The organism is Stenotrophomonas veracruzanensis, assembly GCF_032911525.1.
Classification (GTDB): domain Bacteria; phylum Pseudomonadota; class Gammaproteobacteria; order Xanthomonadales; family Xanthomonadaceae; genus Stenotrophomonas; species Stenotrophomonas africana.
The window spans coordinates 106,112-125,228 of record NZ_JAWJTI010000002.1 but is presented as its reverse complement, the minus strand read 5'-3'; the positions used below and the strand labels follow the sequence as shown (position 1 = coordinate 125,228).

General features: G+C 65.7%; 15 protein-coding genes. 6 read left to right on the top strand and 9 right to left on the bottom strand.

Annotated features, from left to right (window positions below; genetic code table 11):
* Positions 1-450 precede the first annotated feature (450 nt).
* The 4 genes from R1H25_RS02365 to R1H25_RS02350 all read right to left on the bottom strand — a co-directional run bounded on the left by R1H25_RS02365 (position 451) and on the right by R1H25_RS02350 (position 4,072).
* Positions 451-822, bottom strand: a complete 372-nt coding sequence (locus R1H25_RS02365; RefSeq protein WP_317222559.1) for a DUF423 domain-containing protein — start codon at positions 820-822, stop codon at positions 451-453.
* Between the two features lie 105 nt (positions 823-927).
* A complete protein-coding gene (locus R1H25_RS02360) occupies positions 928-2,001 on the bottom strand; it encodes an SRPBCC family protein (protein ID WP_049445941.1) in 1,074 nt (357 codons plus the stop codon).
* Between the two features lie 233 nt (positions 2,002-2,234).
* A complete protein-coding gene (locus tag R1H25_RS02355) occupies positions 2,235-2,876 on the bottom strand; it encodes a response regulator transcription factor (protein WP_049445942.1) in 642 nt (213 codons plus the stop codon).
* Positions 2,876-4,072, bottom strand: coding sequence for a sensor histidine kinase (locus R1H25_RS02350; protein ID WP_049445944.1), 1,197 nt, complete (start codon positions 4,070-4,072; stop codon positions 2,876-2,878). The genes R1H25_RS02355 and R1H25_RS02350 overlap by 1 nt, the downstream gene beginning before the upstream one ends.
* A 150-nt stretch (positions 4,073-4,222) precedes the next feature.
* Between R1H25_RS02350 and R1H25_RS02345 the strand changes: the two genes are divergently transcribed.
* From R1H25_RS02345 to R1H25_RS02325, 5 genes are read left to right on the top strand one after another with little or no spacing between them, the layout of a single operon-like run.
* Complete coding sequence (locus R1H25_RS02345) at positions 4,223-4,819, top strand: GNAT family N-acetyltransferase (protein WP_005408535.1); 597 nt, start codon at positions 4,223-4,225, stop codon at positions 4,817-4,819.
* Complete coding sequence (gene minC, locus R1H25_RS02340) at positions 4,765-5,610, top strand: septum site-determining protein MinC (RefSeq protein WP_317222555.1); 846 nt, start codon at positions 4,765-4,767, stop codon at positions 5,608-5,610. Before R1H25_RS02345 ends, minC begins: the two co-directional genes overlap by 55 nt.
* 35 nt (positions 5,611-5,645) lie before the next feature.
* Positions 5,646-6,455, top strand: coding sequence for a septum site-determining protein MinD (gene minD / locus R1H25_RS02335; protein WP_049445948.1), 810 nt, complete (start codon positions 5,646-5,648; stop codon positions 6,453-6,455).
* 2 nt (positions 6,456-6,457) lie between these two features.
* Entirely contained in the window at positions 6,458-6,718 is a 261-nt protein-coding gene (gene minE, locus R1H25_RS02330; RefSeq protein ID WP_004148073.1) for a cell division topological specificity factor MinE, read from the top strand.
* Between the two features lie 46 nt (positions 6,719-6,764).
* The gene (locus R1H25_RS02325; protein WP_317222552.1) at positions 6,765-7,244 is read left to right on the top strand and encodes a hypothetical protein; all 480 of its coding nucleotides are present in this window, start codon (positions 6,765-6,767) and stop codon (positions 7,242-7,244) included.
* A gap of 112 nt (positions 7,245-7,356) precedes the next feature.
* Here the strand turns inward: R1H25_RS02325 and R1H25_RS02320 are convergent, their stop codons facing one another.
* The 3 genes from R1H25_RS02320 to R1H25_RS02310 all read right to left on the bottom strand — a co-directional run bounded on the left by R1H25_RS02320 (position 7,357) and on the right by R1H25_RS02310 (position 12,932).
* Positions 7,357-8,613, bottom strand: a complete 1,257-nt coding sequence (locus R1H25_RS02320) for a DUF819 domain-containing protein (protein ID WP_373695545.1) — start codon at positions 8,611-8,613, stop codon at positions 7,357-7,359.
* A gap of 93 nt (positions 8,614-8,706) precedes the next feature.
* Complete coding sequence (locus R1H25_RS02315; protein ID WP_317222550.1) at positions 8,707-10,785, bottom strand: S9 family peptidase; 2,079 nt, start codon at positions 10,783-10,785, stop codon at positions 8,707-8,709.
* A 182-nt stretch (positions 10,786-10,967) separates the two neighbouring features.
* Positions 10,968-12,932, bottom strand: coding sequence for an OPT family oligopeptide transporter (locus R1H25_RS02310; RefSeq protein ID WP_057500138.1), 1,965 nt, complete (start codon positions 12,930-12,932; stop codon positions 10,968-10,970).
* 255 nt (positions 12,933-13,187) lie between these two features.
* Between R1H25_RS02310 and R1H25_RS02305 the strand changes: the two genes are divergently transcribed.
* Positions 13,188-14,942 (top strand): oligopeptide:H+ symporter, encoded by a 1,755-nt coding sequence (locus R1H25_RS02305; RefSeq protein ID WP_317222549.1) that lies wholly within the window; start codon positions 13,188-13,190, stop codon positions 14,940-14,942.
* 48 nt (positions 14,943-14,990) lie between these two features.
* Here R1H25_RS02305 and R1H25_RS02300 read toward each other — a convergent pair whose 3' ends face one another.
* Entirely contained in the window at positions 14,991-16,973 is a 1,983-nt protein-coding gene (locus R1H25_RS02300; protein WP_317222548.1) for a prolyl oligopeptidase family serine peptidase, read from the bottom strand.
* A gap of 66 nt (positions 16,974-17,039) precedes the next feature.
* On the bottom strand, positions 17,040-19,025 hold the full coding sequence (locus R1H25_RS02295; protein WP_317222547.1) for a S9 family peptidase: 1,986 nt from the start codon (positions 19,023-19,025) through the stop codon (positions 17,040-17,042).
* Between the last annotated feature and the right edge of the window lie 92 nt (positions 19,026-19,117).

The window sequence follows — 19,117 nt, the reverse complement described above, 5'->3', positions numbered from 1 at the left end:
GGGTAGGCTGGGCAGGGGACGCCGTGAATCCGTCCCTGGAGGCTTAGCCGCGCCATCCATGGCGCGGATACCCCTGCCCAGCCTACCCGCCCGGCCTCTGACAGTTTCCGTGTGCGTCCGCCACGGAATGGAACAAGAGAGCAAAGACAAAAGCGGGTCGCTTCGCTCGAAGCCTCTACAACGAATCAGCGTGCAGCTGTTGGGTTCGCCTTCAAGCGAGCCGAGCACCGCAGGTCCGGCGAGGGCGAAGAGGTGCGGGTGTCTGAGCGCAGCGAGTTCCCGCACCGTCCCTCGGCGGACCGAGGAGCACAGGGTACCGATGCGCAGCATCGGCTCGCGGCCGGCGGCGCGTTTCTTTTGGTTACTTTTCTTTTCGCGCGAAAAGAAAAGTAACGCCCCTGAACGCTGCAGATCGCATCAGCATGGATTGAAGCGACAATGTCGACTCAGTTACCGCCTCAACGCATTGATCGCCAGCAACACCCATCCGGCCATCATGCTGGTGCCGCCGATCGGCGCCATCCGCGTCGGCCACTGCCACAGCGCGCCGCCCACCAGGCTGCCGGAGAACAACAGCACGCCCAGCAGCAGCACATACAGCGCCAGATGCGCGATCGCGCCCTGCGCGCGCGGGCCAATCGCTACCAGCACCGCACCGTGTGCGAACGCGTACAGCGCCGCCATGTTCAGATGCTGCTGCGCCAGCGGGTCGGTCACACCGTGCGAGGCGTAGGCAGACAGGCCGATCGAGGCAGCGGCCAGCAATGCCCCCAGGCAGGCCAGCAGCGAAGGCTTACGTGCGCGACGTTCCAGATTGAACATGTGGGCTCCTTGCGCAGCGCCCCTTGCCGGGCGCCAGATCAAAAAAAAACGCGCCGCAATGAGCGGCGCGTTTTCGTGTCCAACATCACATGGGTCAGCCGAGGCTTACTTGACGGCCCAGTAGATGTCGTAGGTACCTTCCGGGGTGAACGACTTGTCGATGCCGTCCTTCCAGGATTCGTACGGACGGTCGATGACTTCGTTGCCCGAGGTCACGGCCCAGGCGCGCAGGCCGTTGCGGGCCACGTCCAGACCCGCCATGTGGCCGGTGTAGGCCGCATGCGCCGAACGGTGCGGAGCCACGTGCACGTACTTGACCGGAGCGCCGCCGTCGATCTTGACGGTCAGCTCTTCAGCGGTGGCACCTTCAGCACCCTTCTTCTTCACCGGCTGGGCGATGTCGAAGGCGTACTTCTCCTGACCGAAGTCGGTGGTGATGATGCGGAACGGACCGGCGGCTTCAAGGCCATTGGCCTCCATCACGCGCTTGATCCACTCCTGGTTGTCCTTGATCGACTTGGTGATCGTGTCCTGACCGCGGTCCACGTTACCGGCGTTGACGACCAGCAGGTCTTCAGCCGGCACATCGACGATGGCCAGGTCGGTCAGCGGGGCTTCCGGGGTGCGGTAGTCGACGTTCGGGACGCTGGCCAGCATGTTGGCCATACGCGACAGACCCATCTTGATGTCGTCGCCGATCTGGCGGCTGACATACAGGCCGGCGTAACGACCGAACAGGTCGAAGCCGTACTTCACCGAGTAGTCCTGGGTGATCTTGACGTTGCGGCCACCCTTGCCGGTCGGCTCCAGGGTGAAGGTGCTGATCTTGTCGTGACCCTTGGTGGCGTCTTCGATGGCGATGGCAACACGCTTGTTCTCTTCGGCTTCGGTGATCTTCCAGGAACCGGTACCCAGGTCCTTGGAAGTGAAGTCGAGGGTGGCACCGACGCCGGAGGCCGGGCCGGACAGCTTCAGTTCAACGGCGGGATCGCGCAGTACCAGCGGGTTCCAGTCCTTGAAGCGGCGCAGGCTGCTGACCGTGTCGTACACGATCGTCATCTTGCGGTTGGTCTCGATGCTTTCGGTGATGTGACGCTCGCCCGGCAGACATACGCCAATGATGACGAACAGGCCAGCCACGATCCCCAAGGCGATCAGGAACTCGATAATACGGGTCATTCAGAGAGTCTCCGGGGCCGATCCCACGGCCGGGTTGATTGAAGCGAAGCGCCAATCCTAGCAGGCTTCGCGGGCATTGTTTATCGGGATTGGCGCACCGGTTTCCCTGCCGGCTGCGTATTTGTATGGACAAAGAATTCGAAGGGTAACGCATACGGCTACCGGCCAGTAGGGGGCAACCTTGGCCGCAACCTCCGACCTTCACCCAAGTCTTTGTACCAGAACGATTTTCCTCAGACCAGCTGGAGTTCGAACGCCTTCAGTACGGCGCGCGTACGGTCGCGCACGCCCAGCTTGGAGAGGATGTTGGACACGTGGTTCTTGATGGTCCCTTCGGCGACACCCAGCGAATTGGCGATCTCCTTGTTGGAGAAGCCACTGGCCATCAGCCGCAGGATCTCGGTCTCACGGTCGGTCAGCGGGTCCGGACGGTCCAGGCTGACGAACTCGTTGCGCATGTGCTCCAGGCCGGACAGCAGGCGCTGGGTCACGGCCGGCTGCACCAGTGAGCCGCCGTCGGCCACAGTGCGGATGGCACCGACCAGCTGCGCCAGGGTGACGTCCTTGAGCAGATAGCCCTTGGCACCGGCCTTGAGCCCGGCCAGCACAAGCTGGTCGTCATCGAAGGTGGTGAGGATGATGGTCGGCGGCAGCTGCTCCTGGCGCGACAGCATCTGCAGCGCCTCCAGGCCGGACATCACCGGCATGCGCATGTCCATCAGGACCACGTCGGGACGCACCTGCGGTATCAGCTCGACCGCCTGTCGGCCATCGCCGGCCTCGGCCACCACCTCGATACCGTCGTCGAGCGCCAGCAGGGAGCGGATTCCCTGCCGCACCAGGGTTTGGTCGTCGACCAGGCAGACGCGAATCATCAACGCACTCCTTCAGGAACCTTGGTAAGGGCGGCCACCAGCACCGTTGCCGGCACCGTCGCCCGCAGCCGGAAACCTTCGCCGGGGCGGGTCTCGATCTGCAGCTGGCCCCCACATTGTTGCAGGCGCTCGCGCATGCCGCGCAAGCCATTGCCCACATTGACCATATCCGCGCCGACGCCGTCGTCGCGGGCCTCGACCACCACCCGGTCGGGGGCTTCACGGTACACCTTGATCCACAGGTGGCGCGCACCGGCGTGGCGTACCGCATTGGTGATGATTTCCTGGGTGCAGCGCAGCAGCACGTGGGCCCGCTGTGGATCCTCCACGTTCAGCGGATCCTCGATCTCCAGCTGGATGTCCAGCGAGGGCACGTTCTCGGTCAACGGGCGCAGGGCCGCAGCCAGATCGATGGCACCGGTCTCGCGCAGCTGGCTGACGACCTCGCGCACATTGCCCAGCAGCAGCTTGGCCAACGCGTGGGATCGCTTCACATGCTCCAGCGCCTGGCCCTCGGCCAGGTGCCCGGCCACTTCCAGGTTCAGGGTCAGCGCGGTCAGCTGATGGCCCAGCAGATCATGCAGCTCGCGCGAGATACGGGTGCGCTCGTTGACCCGGGCGCTCTCGGCCAGCAGGGCGCGGGTGGCGCGCAGTTCCGAATTGAGCCGGCGCTGCTCATCGCGGGCCTCGGTCTGCTGGCGGGCGACCAGGCTGGTCACGAAGATGAACATGGAGAAGCCGCCATACAGCAGCGACTGCATCACCGCTTCGAACAGCGGGAAGCGCAGCAGCATGTAGTAGACCGGCGCCACCGCCAGCTGGCTGACCAGCAGCCAGAGTACGCCCAGCCGTACCGACAGCATCCACGGGATGACTCCGGCGGCGACCATCATCAGGATGCTGCCCAGGCCCGAGCCGCTCAGGAAACTGACCCCCAGCGCAGAGATCGTCAGCAGCAGCAACAGACCACGGTCCAGCCAGCTGGTGTGGCTGTCGCTGCGCAGGATACGGGTCAGCCAGTAATAGGCGGTGCCGAAGGACAGGTAGGCGACGAACAGCAGGATCGCCCAGCCGCCCATGTCGTTGCGGCTGTGCAGGTTCTCGAACTGCGAGTATGCCAACGGCAGGCCGACCATGACCCAGGTGAACAGGCCGGCCAGGCGGAGGACACGGGTATGGCTGAGGACTCCCAACATGCCAGCACTCTACGGGCCGCGCCTGCGTACCGCACCCCACGGAAGTAATGCCTGCCCGGTCGCCTGTTCATGCCGCAGCCCACCCCGGGCATGCAATAATCGTGCGCAGGGTCCCTTGATGGACCAACCGCGTTACCCCACGGAGTCACAATGTCGATTGTCATCCGCGACGTGCGCGAGCACGAGCTCGATTCCGTCCTGGCTTTGAACAACAACGCTGGCCTGGCCATCCTTCCCCTGGATGCGGCCCGTCTGCGCCTGTTCTACGAAACCGCTGAGTATTTCCGCGTCGCCGAGCGCGACGGCAACCTGGCCGGATTCCTGATCGGCTTCGGCAGCGACAGCCAGCACGACAGCAGCAATTTCGCCTGGTTCAAGCAGCAGCTGGACACCCCGTTCTTCTACATCGACCGCATCGTGGTCGCCAGTCGCCGTCGCGGCGGTGGCGTCGGCCGTGCGTTCTATGCCGACGCGCAGAGCTTCGCCGAACTGCGCTACCCGCAGATGACCTGCGAGGTCTTCCTCGACCATGGCGCCGATGCCGCCCTGCTCTTCCACGGCAGCTTCGGCTTCCGCGAGCTGGGCCAGAACACCATGGCCCAGGTCGATGTGCGCGCCAGCATGCTGGCCAAGGAACTGTGCAGCTACCCGTGGGTCCAGGAGACCTATGGCGGCAAGCTGCCGGATGTGGCATGGACACGTGCCCGGCAGCTGCCGGCGCAGGCACAGCGGCCGACGGGGACCTGAGCGTGGCGGTGAATTTCGATTACGAACAGGCTGGTGAACTGAAGATCGGCCAAGTGGGCATCGCCAACCTGCGCATCCGTACCCTTGATGTCGAGCGCCTCGTGCAGGAAATGCGCGAGCGCGTCACCCGTGCGCCGAAGCTGTTCGGCCGCGCTGCGGTGATCCTCGACTTCGGCGGCCTGAGCCAGGTGCCGGACGTGGCCACCGCGCAGGCGCTGGTTGATGGCCTGCGCAACGCCGGTGTGTTGCCGGTGGCACTGGCCTACGGCACCAGTGCGGTCGACCTGCTCTCGCAGCAGCTCGGCCTGCCTTTGCTGGCCAAGTTCCGTGCGCAGTACGAGCGTGCGGAGGCCGAACCGGCCCCGCCGCCGCCCGCGCCGGAACCGCGCCGCGCGGTGCGTGCCGAGCCGAAGCCGGCCCCCGCCACGCCGGTGGCCAAGTCGGCCGACGCCGCTGCACCGCAGCCGGGCCGCATGCAGCTGGGCAACGTGCGGTCAGGCCAGCAGCTGTACGCTGAGAACTGCGACCTGACCGTGATGGCCACCGTCGGCGCCGGCGCCGAGGTCATCGCCGATGGCAGCATCCATATCTACGGCACCCTGCGCGGCCGCGCGCTGGCAGGGGCCCAGGGCAACACCGCGGCACGCATCTTCTGCCGTGATTTCCATGCGGAACTGGTCGCCATTGCTGGCCACTACAAGGTACTGGACGATGTCCCGGACTCCCTGCGCGGCAAGGCCGTTCAGGTGTGGCTGGAACAGGACCAGATCAAGATCGCTGCGCTGGACTGACGCAGCACCCAAACAGAATCATCAGGAGAAGTCCTTTGGCTGAAATCATCGTAGTCACCTCCGGCAAGGGCGGCGTCGGCAAGACCACTTCCAGCGCGAGCCTGGCCTGCGGCCTGGCACGGCGCGGCAAGAAGGTGGCGGTGATCGACTTCGACGTCGGCCTGCGCAACCTCGATCTGATCATGGGCTGCGAACGCCGTGTGGTGTACGACTTCGTCAACGTCGTGCACGGCGAAGCGACCCTCAAGCAGGCCCTGATCAAGGACAAGCGCTTCGAGAACCTGTACGTGCTGGCCGCCTCGCAGACCCGCGACAAGGACGCACTGACCCAGGAAGGCGTGGGCAAGGTCCTGAAGGACCTGGCCGCCGACGGCTTCGATTACATCATCTGCGACTCACCGGCCGGCATCGAGAAGGGCGCCTTCCTGGCGATGTACTTCGCCGACCGCGCCGTGGTGGTGGTGAACCCGGAAGTGTCGTCGGTGCGCGACTCGGACCGCATCATCGGCCTGCTCGATTCGAAGACCCACAAGGCCGAGTCCGGCCAGGACGTGCCGGCCTTCCTGCTGCTGACCCGCTACACCCCGGTGCGCGTGGAAAGCGGTGAGATGCTCAGCATCGCCGACGTCGAGGAAGTGCTGGGCCTGAAGGCGATCGGCGTGATCCCCGAGTCGGGTGACGTGCTCAACGCCTCCAACAAGGGCGAGCCGGTCATCCTGGATGTCGAGTCTGCAGCCGGCCAGGCCTACGACGACGCCGTCGCGCGCATCCTCGGCGAAGAACGCCCGATGCGCTTCACCAACGTCGAGAAGAAGGGCTTCTTCAGCAAGCTGTTCGGAGGGTAAGCATGGGCCTGTTTGATTTCCTCAAAGCGAAGAAGACCACCGCCGAAACCGCCAAGAACCGCCTGCAGATCATCATCGCGCAGGAACGCAGCAACCGCGGCGGCCCCGATTACCTGCCGCTGTTGCAGCGCGAGCTGCTGGAAGTGATCAAGAAGTACGTGAACATCGACGTCGATGCAGTGAAGGTCGACCTGGTGAAGGATGGCCAGCACGATGTGCTGGACATCTCCGTGGCGCTGCCTGAAGGCCCGGACAAACCCTGATCTCCTGCCCCGCCCGTGCCTGCATGGGCGGGGCTGCCCGACCCGCATGACCGATACGACAACCGCCGTGGACATCACCTGCGTGGGCGATATCGCCTTCGCCGATGCGCAGTGCCTGCTCGCCGCGCATGGCCTGCGGCTGCACCACGTGGCGGCCGGTGAACCGATTCCCGGCAGCTACTGGGGCGAACCCGAGGCCGGCATCATCGCCAGCAACGTCTACGTGCGCGATGACACGCCGGTGCACTCGATGCTGCACGAAGCCTGCCACCTGATCGTGCTGCCGCCGGAGCGACGTGCGCAGGTGCACACCGACGCCACCGACTCGGTTGCCGAGGAAGATGCCACCTGCTACCTGCAGATCGTGCTGGCCGGGCAGCTGCCCGGTGTCGGCAGTGCGCGTCTGATGGCCGACATGGATACCTGGGGGTATACGTATCGGCTGGGGTCTACCCAGGCGTGGTTCGAACAGGACGCCGAAGACGCGAAGGCGTGGCTGGTCGAACGCGGATTGCCGGTGGCGTAAAGCGCACACGCGTGGCGTGGATTTACTGTAGAGCCGAGCCCATGCTCGGCTGCTTTTGTATTCGTGCAGGTGACGACGAAGAGAAGCCGAGCATGGGCTCGGCCCTACAGGATCATCCCTGCCCGGCCAGCGCGCGCAGGGTGATGCCGACGATGTAGGCCAGGTACGTGCCGGTGGCATAGCCCATCGTGCCCAGCAGCACGCCCACCGGCGCCAGGGCCGGATGGAACGCCGCGGCCACCACCGGTGCCGAAGCCGGGCCACCGATGTTCGACTGCGAACCGATGGCGAAGTAGAAGAACGGCACCTTCAGCAGCTTGCCCAGGCACCACAGCAGCGCGATGTGCACGGCGATCCAGATCAGGCCGAGCAGGAACAGCCATGGGCGATCCAGCAACGCCAGCAGATCCATCTGCATGCCGATGCAGGCAATCAGGAAATACAGCAGCAGCGAGCCCAGCCGCGATGCGCCCGCGCCTTCGAGATTGCGTGCACGGGTGAAGCTCAGGCTCAGGCCCAGCGTGGTCGACAGCACCACCACCCACACAAACGGCGCATCCAGGCTGAACTGCGAGGCCCAGCCGACATTGGCCTTGAACCACGCTGCCAGCGGTGCACCGATCGCATGCGCCAGACCAACACCGCCGAAGGCGACCGCCACAATCAGCATCAGGTCGGTCAGGCTGGGAATACGCTCGTGCTCGGCCTGGAATCGCGCGATGCGCTCCTTCAGTTCATCAATGGCCGAGGTATCAGCGCCACTGCGTGCATCGATCTTCGCCGCACGTCCTGCCAGGAAGATCAGCGCGGCCATCCACACATAGCCCACGCCGACATCGACCACCGCGAACTGACCGAAGGTGGTCGCATTGACGTCGAACACTTCGCGCATCGCCAGCATGTTGGCGCCACCGCCGATCCAGCTGCCGGCCAGTGCGGCCATGCCGGCCCAGGTGTCACCGGCCACGGTGTCGGGATGGATCGCGCGCATCACCAGGAACGCCACCACCGCACCGAGCATGATGCTGGCCGAAGCGCCCAGATACATCAGCACCAGCTTCGGGCCGAGCCGCAGGATGCCCTTGATGTCCACTGCCAGGGTCAGCAGGATCAGCGCCGCCGGCAGCAGGATGTCGCGCGCGATCGGGTTGTAGAGCTTGGTGTTCTGCCCGTCGATGAGGCCGACGGTGTTGTAGATGCCGGGAATCAGGTAGCACAGCAGCAGCGCTGGGACGAAGGTATAGAAGCGCTTCCACAGGCCCTGCTCGCGCGAGGCGGTCCAGAACACGGCGCCAAGCGTGGCGGCGATCAAACCGAAGACGACGATGTCGTTCTGGATCATGCAGGTGCTCGTGTAGAGCCGAGCCATGCTCGGCTGCTGTTGGTGGAAGGTGTGCCGACCAACGGTCGGCACCCACCGGCGGAGACAAAAGCGCCGCCCCGGAGGGCGGCGCTGCAGTCATCAGTTGCCGATGTGCTGCTTCAGCCAGGCGTTGACGGTGTCATGCCACAGGATGCTGTTGTTCGGCTTCAGCACCCAGTGGTTTTCATCCGGGAAGTACAGGAACTTCGATTCGATGCCCTGGCGCTGGGCAGCGGTGAACGCGGCCAGGCCCTGTTCGACCGGAATGCGGAAGTCCTGCTGGCCATGGATGACCAGGATCGGCTTCTTCCAGTCGGCGACGTGGTTGACCGGGTTGAACTTCTCGTAGTTCGCAGCCTTCTGGTATGGGGTACCGCCCTGCTCCCACTCGGTGAACCACAGTTCTTCGGTGGCGTAGCCCATCATGCGCTGGTCGAACACGCCGTCATGGTTGACCAGGCACTTGAACGGGCTGTTCCAGTTGCCGGCGATCCAGTTGACCATGAAGCCGCCGTAGCTGGCGCCCAGCGCACAGGCCTTGTCACCGTTGAGGAAGGAGTACTTCTTCAGCGCTGCGTCCCAGCCCTTCTGCAGGTCTTCCAGCGGGCGGTCGCCCCAGTGCTGGCTGATCGCATCGGTGAACGCCTGGCCGTAGCCGGTGGAACCGTGGAAGTCGATCATCACCACGGCGTAGCCCTGGCCCGCATAGGTCTGCGGGTTCCAGCGATAGCTCCAGCCATTGCCGAAGCTGCCCTGCGGACCGCCGTGGATCAGGAACGCGACCGGGTACGACTTGCCTTCCTGGTAGTTGTGCGGCTTGACCACGTAGCCATGCACGGTGTCGTTGTTCCAGCCCTTGAACTCGAACTGTTCGAAGTCGCCGAAGTTGACGTCCTTCAGCACGTCACCGGCGGCCGGGGTCAGCGCGCGCAGTTCGCCGATGGCTTCGCCCGCAGCCGGCAGCAGGCCGACCAGCACCTGGTCGTTGCTCTTCAGGCTGTTGCGGGTGATGGCCACGCTGTTGCCGGCCACGTCCACCGAGGTCACGCTGCCGTCGCCGATCAGCTTGGTGGCCTTGCCGCTGGCCACGTCGATCTGGAACAGCGGGTGTTCGCCGAGGTCATCTGCAGTGGTGTAGATGCTGGCGCCGTCGGCGGACAGGGTGATGCCGCCGGCCGAACGATCCCACTGCGGGGCGATCTCGCGGGTCTTGCCGCTTGCCAGGTCCATCGCCATCAGGCCGAAGCGGTCAGCCTCGAAGCCCGGGCGCTTCATCGCGCGGTAGAACAGGGTCTTGCCGTCGGCGCTGAACACCGGGCCGGCATCCCAGGCCGGGTTGGAGGCGGTCAGGTTGACCGGTGCCTGCTTGCCCGCAGCGTCGAAGCGGTACAGGTCGAAGTTGGTCGACCACGGCTCCTGCTTGCCGGCCACGCGGATGCTGGCGACCACGCTGGCGCCATCCGGCGACCACGCGAAATCATCATTGCCGCCGAACGGCTTGGACGGTGCATCGCCATCGATGGTCGCGCTCAGTGCCGAAGCGCCCTTGACCGCACCAGCCTTGGCCATCGGCAGCGGTGCCACGAACAGGGTGTTGCGACGGCCGTCGTTCCAGGTATCCCAGTGGCGCACGAACAGCGAATCGAAGACCTTGCCGCTGGCCTTGGCGCCGGCAACGTCCTTCAGCTTCTTCTCGGTGCAGGCCAGGTCCGAGGCACAGGCCTGGAACACGCCGGCACTGAACAGCACACGGTCGTCCTGCGGCGACACGTGGTAGCTGTCCACGTCCACCGGGAAATCGGTCAGCTGGCGCGGGGTGCCGCCGCTGATCGGCTGCGCGTACAGCTGCTGGCTGCCGTTCTTGGCGCTGAGGAAGTACACAGTCTGGCCATCGGCCGACAGCGAAGCAGAATTGACGTTCCAGCCGGCCGGGGTGATCTGCTTCGGCGGGGCCGCATCGCGGGTACGCAGGTTGCGCGCGAACAGCGCGGTGGAGGCCTTCAGGTTGGCGTCCACGCTGCGCTTGGCGAACACCACGGTGCCGCCGTCAGCGGTCAGCACCGGTGCGGAGACGCGGTCCATGGCCACCATGTCGCGGACTTCCAGGCCACGGGCAGCAGCAACGCTGGGCAGGGCGGCCAGCAGGCTCAGTGGCAGCAGGGCATGACGCAGTTTCATCGGGGTCTCCGCAGGACGGCAAAAAACCGATGGTAGGCCCGTGCGGCCGGGGCTGCCAAGGCCATCGGTCATGGCTGCCGTTGGGGGCGGTCCCGCCGCCAGAAAAAGCAAACCGCGCCGTAGCGCGGTCTGTCGGGGGGGGGCGACGATAGTGCCGGCCGCTGGCCGGCACTACCCATCCCTTACGCCACGGCGCGCTTGCCGGTGCGGTAGATCAGCCAGCCAACCAGGAACAGCACGGCCAGGCCGATCCACTGTGCGCCCGGCAGGTGGAACGGCACGGCCAGCACGTCGGCGCGGCTGCTGACCACGATCGGAATCGCGATGGCGATGCCCATCAGTGCCTCACCGGTGATCAGGCCGGCGGCGAACAGCACGCCCGGCTTGTGCACGCGGTCGCGGCCTTCCTCGTCATCGGCACGCACCTTGTGGAAGCGCTCGACCAGGTAGGCGATCAGGCCGCCGAGGAAGATCGGCACCATCAGTTCCAGCGGCAGGTAGATGCCGATGGCGGCAGCCAGCACCGGCACGCGGAAGCGGGCATTGCGCGACTTCAGCCAGCTGTCGAACGCGATGATGGCGGCACCGACCACGGCACCGATGCCGATGAAGGTCCAGGGCAGTTCTCCACCGAACAGGCCCTTGGCCACCGAGGCCATCAGGTTGGCCTGCGGTGCGGCCAGTGCGTTCGGGTGCAGCTCGGACTTCACGCCGATGCCGTAGGCGGTGGCCAGCAGGTTCAGCACCGGCGCCATGATCAGCGCGCACGAGAACGCACCGATGCCCAGCATCAGCTGCTGCTTCCACGGGGTGGCGCCAACGATGTAGCCGGCCTTGAGGTCCTGCAGGTTGTCACCGCCAACCGCTGCGGCACAGCACACCACCGCGCCGATCATGATCGCGGCCACCGCACCCAGCGGCGCGCCGAAGGCGCCGACCGGCTGCAGGCCATCCTTGCCGAGCAGCACGACCAGCACGGCCGAGGCGAACAGGATGGTGGAGATGGTGATGCCCGAGACCGGGTTGTTGGACGAACCGATCAGGCCGGCCAGGTAGGCCGAGACCGACACGAACAGGAAGCCGGCGACGATCATGATGAGGGTCATCGGGATCGACACGTGCCACTGGCCGACAATGGCCTGGTACAGGGCCAGCAGCGGCAGCACGAACACCACCAGGGCCACCAGCATCCACTTCATCGGCAGGTCGCGCTCGGTGTGCGCCAGTACCGGGCCGCCGCTCTTGCGGGCGGCGGCGAAGCCGCTCTTGACGCCGTTGAGCAGCGACTTGCGCAGCGAGATCAGGGTCCAGATGCCGCCGATCAGCATTGCGCCGACACCCAGGTAGCGCATCTTCGCGCCCCAGATGGCGAACGCCGCCTCGGTGGACGAAGCCGCGGCAACCGACGCGGCCAGTGCCGGATCGGTGTTCATGAAGAACGCCTGGTAGATCGGAATGGCGATGTGCCAGGTCAGGATCGAACCGGACACCACCACGATGCCGACGTTGAGGCCGACGATGTAACCCACGCCCAGCAACGCCGGCGACAGGTTGGTGCCGATGAAGGCGGTGATCTTGGAACTGCCGACGTAGGCCGAGGTAGCCCAGGCATCGGGAATCAGGCGCATACCGCTTTCCGCGGCCAGCTTGACGAAGGCACCGATCACCGCCGACAGGCCGAGGATCTTCAGGCCCGGGCCCGGGTTTTCACCGGCCTTGAGCACTTCTGCCGCCGCCTTGCCTTCCGGGAACGGAAGCGGGTCTTCGACGATCATCGAACGGCGCAGCGGCACCGAGAACAGCACGCCCAGCAGGCCGCCGAGACCGGCGATGCCCAGCACCCACCAGTACTTGAAGTCCGGCCAGTACCCCATGATCACCAGCGCCGGGATGGTGAAGATCACACCGGCGGCGATCGACGAACCGGCCGAAGCGCCGGTCTGCACGATGTTGTTTTCGAGGATGGAGCCACCGCCCAGCAGGCGCAGCACGCCCATGGATATCACCGCGGCGGGAATGGCGGTGGCGATGGTCAGGCCTGCGAACAGACCGAGGTAGGCGTTTGCGGCCGACAGCACCACCGCCAGCACGATGGCCAGGGCCACTGCGCGGAAGGTGAGCTGCTTGGGCGCAGCGTCGTGGTTCATGGAAGCCCCTGCTGGCAAAAAATCCCGATCACGCTAGCGTTCAGGGGCCGGCAAGTCCAGTGCGCATGGTCACCGCCGGACATGGCCCAACGCCTTCCCCGACCCGCCCGGCAACGCCAACCGGCCGATCCGGCAAGGCCAGGCCACACCTGCAGCAAAAAGGGGACGGAGGGGATTAAGTCGCATTTGTCATAAGCACCGTGATCCGGCCCCTCCCCTTCTATAATCGCGCCCTTTCCGCAGTCCCCGCCGTCAATGACCGTTGCCGCTACCGCTTCCGACGACTTCCTGGGCCATCCCAAGGGCGTATACGTCTGCTTCTTCACCGAAATGTGGGAGCGCTTCTCCTTCTACGGCATGAAGGCGCTGCTGCTGCTCTACCTGACCAAGTACCACCTGTTCGGCGACAAGGCCGGCCTGGACCTGCTCGGTGCCTACGGTGGCCTGGTGTACTGCATCCCGGTGTTCGGCGGCATGCTGGCCGACCGCTGGCTGGGCATGCGCCGGGCGGTGCTGTTCGGCGGCATCCTGCTGGTACTCGGCCACCTCGGCATGGCGTTCGAGGGTCACGCGGCCTACCGGGTCAACGGTGAAGTGGTGCGCGACACCTCGGCGCTGGCAGTGACCTACCTCTCGCTCGCGCTGATCATCATGGGCGTCGGTTTCCTGAAGCCGAACATCTCCACCATCGTCGGCAAGCTCTACCCCAAGGACGACCCGCGCCGCGACTCGGGCTTCTCGCTGTTCTACGCCGGCATCAACCTCGGCGCGCTGTTCTCTTCGCTGGTGTGCGGCTTCCTCGGCGAGGCCTACGGCTGGAAGTACGGTTTCGGTGCGGCCGGTATCGGCATGCTGGCCGGCCTGGCGATGTTCCTGTGGGGCCAGAAATACCTGCAGGGTCACGCCGAGCCACCGCAGCCGGCTGCGCTGAAGCAGAAGGTGCTGGGCCTGCCGCGCGAATGGCTCATCTATCTATGCGCGGTGCTCGGTGTGCTGCCGGTGGCGTGGCTGATGTGGGCGGCCGGCAACGGCGCGTTCGCGCTGGGTGGTGAAGTCAGCCTGGCGCTGATGCTGATGCTGGTGGTGCTGGGCGGCGTGCTGGTCTGGTTCGCCTGGTTCACCGGCAGCAAGTGCACGCCGGTGCAGCGCCAGCAGATGATCGCGCTGATGGTGCTGATCTTCATGGCGCTGGTGTTCTTCACGATGTACGAGCAGTCCTACGGCTCGTGGGTGACCTTCACCGACCGCCTGCTGACCAAGGACATCGTGCCCTCGCTGGTGATCACCGGCGGTACGCCGCTGCCTTGGTCGATCATCTCGCTGCTGCTGGCACCGCTGGGCTTCGTGGTCAGCGCGCGGCTGTCCGAGCGTCGTCCGGGCTCATCTGCGCCACGCACGTTCTTCGCCGCCATCGTCGTGCTGATGCTGGTGCTGCTGGTACGCGACTGCCTGGTGATTCCGCAGACCGCCGGCTCGCTGACCTACCTCGGCGGCCTGTTCCTGGTGCTGCTGGCACCGGCCTTCGCCGCACTGTGGACGTGGATGGACCGCCGCGGCTGGGAACCGGGCAAGCCGGTCAAATCAGCCTGGGGCCTGGTGATCGGCGCGCTGTCGTTCGTGCCGCTGGCACTGGCCGCGCAGCAGGTGGGCGCCACCGGCGAGATGGCCAGCGTGTGGTGGCTGGTGCTGGCCTACTTCCTGCTGGCCAGTGGCGAGATGTGCCTGTCGCCGGTCGGCTTGTCGGCGGTCACCCAACTGGCGGTACCGCGGGTGATGAGCCTGATGATGGGCACCTGGTTCCTCGCCACGGCATTTTCGGAAACGCTGGCCGCCCTGTTCGGCAAACTGGCGGCGATTGACGTGCCCGAAGGCGAAACAATGGACATGGCCGCGGCCGCCGGCGCCTATGCGCACCTGTTCTGGCTGCTGATGTGGATCGGCCTGGGCTGCGCGGTGCTGGCCTTCATCGCCGCGCCGCTGCTGAAGCGGATGATGCACGGGGTGAAGTGACACCCGCTCACTGCGGCGGTAACCACGATGGTTGCCGCCGCGCGTGTTTCAGGGTGCCTTGACCTTGCTCGAAGCCGTCGCCGCAGCTGCTGTACCACCCCCGAGGCTACGCGACAGGAAGGCAAGCAACCGGGTGTAGTAATCGCGCTGGTTCGCTTCGCTGTACAGGCCATGCCCTTCGCGCGGATAGTAGACCGCCTCCACCGGCACACCGGCCTGCTTCAACGCCGCTTCCATGCGCTCGGTGTGCTGAACCGGCGCACGCAGGTCCTCGCGACCGGCGGCCAGCAGTACCGGTACGTTGATGCCCGCTGCCAGATTGACCGGCGACACCGCCCCCAGCGTGGCCGGGTCGCCCAGCCACTGCTGCAGGTAAGTCACGCCCGAAGCACGATCCTGGATATCGCCACGCTTGAACATCAACGGCAGGTCGTACACGCCGACGTAGCCTGCCGCGCACCGGTACAGCCCGGGCTCGCGCACGACGCCCATCATGGCTGAGTACGCACCGTAGCTGGCGCCGTAGATGCAGATGCGTCCGCTGTCGGCGATGCCCTGGCTGATCGCCCAACGGGTGGCGTCGGTCACATCGTCCTGCATCGCGCGGCCCCATTGCTGGGCAGCCGCCTGGGTATGTGCACGGCCGTAGTTGCCCGAGCCACGGAAGTTGACCTGCAGCACCGCATAACCGGCGTCGGCAAGCAATTGGTTCTCGCGCTCGAAACCACCGTCATCGAATACGCCGATCGGGCCACCATGCGGGACCACCACCATCGGCAGGTTGCGGCCATCACTGCCCTTGGGCAGGGTCAGGAAGCCTTGCAGCGGCAGGCCATCGCGCGCAGCCAGGGTGACCGGACGCACGCTGGCACCGCCCTCGCGATCAAACCAGCGATGACGGCTGGTGAGAAAAGCGGCGTTGCGGGTGGCGGTGGTGTACAGGAAATAGTCGCCTGGATTGGTCGCCGAGCTCACCTTGATCAGCAGCCGCGTGTTGTCACGGGTGCCGGAGACCAGGCTCACCGCCTGCCCTGGAAACGCCTTTTCAAGTTTGCGCTGGATGCTGGCGGTCGGCGACTGCTCATCGAAGAAGGCGGTGCGCGTGACGGCGCCGACGAATTGGATACCCACCGGCACGCGCGTGCCGGGCTGGTAGACCACGCGGGTGGGGTCGACGGTGTCGTCCTGCAGCAGCGTACGCCGTTCTCCGCTGACCGGATCCCAGCTGACCACCGTATCGGGGCCGCGGGCCTGCTCCACCACCAGGTAGGCCAGCCGATTATCGGCGGAGAAGCCAATCGGGCGTTCGATGCGATGACTGCTGCCTTCGTCGTTGACCAGGGTCCACTCGCGGTCTTGGCGATAGTAGAGCTTGTTGACGTTGTCGGCGGCGGCACCGTGGGCGAAGCGCAGTTCACCTTGATTGTCGGTGGTGAACGTTGCGCGCTGCACCGGCGAGCGCGAGACCAGGACGCGGCGCCCGGTGATGACATCCATCCGTTCCAACCGCGTATTGGTGTCGTTGGCAAATGGCCACAGCGAGATCAACACGTTGCGCTCGTCGGCAGCGAGCGGATCGGCCAGGAATGCAGCGACCTGCTCGGCCACCCGTCCGGTCACGAAGCCGGGCTCGTCCGGGCGCGCACGGTAACCGACCAGCAGATCACCGCGCTTGCCATTGGCGTCGATGGCGTACAGTTCGCCCGTCGGCCGCGGTTGGTCCAGCGGTCCCCATTTTTCGGCCAGCCCGATCAGCAGACGGGTGTCACTCACCCAGTCGACCTCGGCAGCATGATTGTTGCGTGGCGGCCGGAAATTGCCGACCAGTTCCATCGTGTCGGTACGCAGGACCGCCACGGCGGTCGCGCCCTCCAGCGGCAAGGTCATGGCAATGTATTCGCCGGTAGGCGAGAGTTGGATGTCATTGAACTCCGCACGACGCACATAGCCGTCCAGCGAAACTTCCGCAGCCTCCACCCCAGCCCAGCCGCATATGGCCATCAATGCGGCCAGTACCCTTGCATGCTTCATGACGTCCTCCTTGAAGCCGGGCTCCCCCTGCCCGGCACCGGGTCCGCTGATCGCGGCGGGTCTGCTTCACGGCGCCTTGTCAGCACCTGCGGCTGGACTGGCGTTGGCGGTGCTGCCGCCCAGGCTGCGCGACAGGAAGGCCAGCAGCCTGCGGTAGTACTCGCGCTGGTGCTCTGGCCGGTAGAATCCATGGCCCTCGGTTCGGTAATACAGGCTCTCCACCGGCGAGCCGGCCGCCTTCAGCGCGGCTTCCATGCGCTCGGTGTGCTTGATCGGCGCGCGTGTGTCTTCGCCACCTGCAGCAAGGAACACCGGCACTTTTACCTGTTTGGCCAGGTTCACCGGTGAACTGGCCCCCAATGTCTTAGGATCACCCACCCATTCGCGCTGCCAGGTCATGGCCGAATCGCTGGACTGGGCGTCATTGGTGAACATCAGCGGCAGGTCGTACACGCCGACATAGCCGGCCGCACACTGGTACAACCCCGGCTCGCGTATCGGGCCCATCATTGCCGCATACGCACCGTAGCTGGCACCGTAGATGCAGACGCGGCTGTTGTCGGCGATGCCTTCGGCGATGGCCCAGCGCGTAGCATCGGTCACATCGTCCTGCATGGCCGCGCCCCACTGCCTGGCGCCGGCCTGGGTGAAGGCACGGCCGTAGTTGGACGAACCACGGAAATTGACCTTCAGCACGGCATAGCCGGCCGCTGCCAGCATCTGCGATTCAGGGTCGTAACCGCCGCTGTCGAAAACGCCGATGGGACCACCGTGTGGCACCACGACCAACGGAAGATCGCGGCCACTGCTGCCGTTGGGCAACGTCAGGAAGCCATGCAGTGCCGTACCGTCGCGCGCCTTCAACGAGAACGGACGCACGCTGGCGGCCAGCTTGGGATCGATCCACTCGCTGCGGCTGACCAGATGTTCGGCGGCCTTGGCGCGGGTATCGAACAGGTAGAAATCGCCGGGGTTGCTGCCCGACCACGTCTGCACCACCACCTTGCCGCCATCGCGGGTACTGGAGGTGATGAATACCGGGCCACCGAACGCCGCTTCCAGGCTGCGGTACTGACGGGCATCGGCACCCTTTTCATCGAAGAACCGGGTGCGCGGTGCATCCCCCAGGTACAGTGCGCCTACGGGCACGCGGGTGCCCGGGCGACGGATGATCGCTGAAGGATCGACCACCGCATCCCGCAGCACCTCACGCCGTTCGCCGCTCTGCGGATTCCAGCTGACGATGGTGTCGGGGCCGCTGGGCTGCTCGACCTGCAGGTAAGCCAGCGTGCCATCCTCGGAAAAGCCCAGCGCGCCCTCGACCCTGTGGCTGAGCGACTCGTCATTGACCAGCGACCACTGCGCGTTGGTGCCGGCGCGGTAGTACAGCTTCTGGACGTTGTCCGACGCCGCACCGAGGGCAAAACGCACTTCGCCCTTGTCATCGGTGGTGAATCCGGCGCGCTGCACCGGTGAGCCGGAAACGCGCACGCGGCGCCCGCTGACCACATCCAGCCGCTCCACGCGGGTATAGGGATCATCGGCAAACGGCCACACCGCGATCAGTACATTGCGGTCATCGCCGGGCAGCTCGTCGGTGAGGAACGCCGCGACCGCCTCGACCTTCTTCGGTTGGATGCGCGTGCCCAGCCCACGGCCCTGCACGCGGTAGCCGACCAGCAGTTCGCCGCCCTTGCCATCGACATTGACGCCGTAGAGTTCGCCGGTGAGCTGCGGAGTATCCAGCGCGCCCAGCTTCTCGGCCAGGCCGACCAGCAGGCGTTCATTGCTTACCCATTCGAAACTGTTGGCATGGTTCTTCGCCTGTGGCCGGAATACACCCGCAGGCTTGCGGTCGGACGTGCGCAGGATGACCAGCGCGGTGGAATCGTCCAGCGGTACGGTGCCGGCCACATAGTCGCCCCCCGGCGACAGCTTGACGTCCGAAAACGACTCTGGTTTCAGGTACTTCTCCAGGTCCACCCCGCCGTTCCCCGCCGACGTTCCGCCCACCACCGCGCACAGCAGCGCGGCAAATACAGTCCTGCGCATCCTTCCCCCTCCCTGCCGGACACCCTGTCCAGATTTGCCGATTCTAGGCAGGCCAGCGGCCGCCCCGCCAGTGGGCACAAAAAACGACGGCA

Coding starts and splice junctions, on each gene's coding strand:
- R1H25_RS02360 (WP_049445941.1), bottom strand. CDS start 2,001: ATGACCCGTATTATCGAGTTCCTGATCGCCTTGGGGATCGTGGCTGGC.
- R1H25_RS02345 (WP_005408535.1), top strand. CDS start 4,223: ATGTCGATTGTCATCCGCGACGTGCGCGAGCACGAGCTCGATTCCGTC.
- R1H25_RS02365 (WP_317222559.1), bottom strand. CDS start 822: ATGTTCAATCTGGAACGTCGCGCACGTAAGCCTTCGCTGCTGGCCTGC.
- R1H25_RS02320 (WP_373695545.1), bottom strand. CDS start 8,613: ATGGCTCGGCTCTACACGAGCACCTGCATGATCCAGAACGACATCGTC.
- R1H25_RS02295 (WP_317222547.1), bottom strand. CDS start 19,025: ATGCGCAGGACTGTATTTGCCGCGCTGCTGTGCGCGGTGGTGGGCGGA.
- R1H25_RS02355 (WP_049445942.1), bottom strand. CDS start 2,876: ATGATTCGCGTCTGCCTGGTCGACGACCAAACCCTGGTGCGGCAGGGA.
- minE (WP_004148073.1), top strand. CDS start 6,458: ATGGGCCTGTTTGATTTCCTCAAAGCGAAGAAGACCACCGCCGAAACC.
- R1H25_RS02310 (WP_057500138.1), bottom strand. CDS start 12,932: ATGAACCACGACGCTGCGCCCAAGCAGCTCACCTTCCGCGCAGTGGCC.
- R1H25_RS02350 (WP_049445944.1), bottom strand. CDS start 4,072: ATGTTGGGAGTCCTCAGCCATACCCGTGTCCTCCGCCTGGCCGGCCTG.
- R1H25_RS02300 (WP_317222548.1), bottom strand. CDS start 16,973: ATGAAGCATGCAAGGGTACTGGCCGCATTGATGGCCATATGCGGCTGG.
- R1H25_RS02305 (WP_317222549.1), top strand. CDS start 13,188: ATGACCGTTGCCGCTACCGCTTCCGACGACTTCCTGGGCCATCCCAAG.
- minC (WP_317222555.1), top strand. CDS start 4,765: ATGGACACGTGCCCGGCAGCTGCCGGCGCAGGCACAGCGGCCGACGGG.
- R1H25_RS02325 (WP_317222552.1), top strand. CDS start 6,765: ATGACCGATACGACAACCGCCGTGGACATCACCTGCGTGGGCGATATC.
- R1H25_RS02315 (WP_317222550.1), bottom strand. CDS start 10,785: ATGAAACTGCGTCATGCCCTGCTGCCACTGAGCCTGCTGGCCGCCCTG.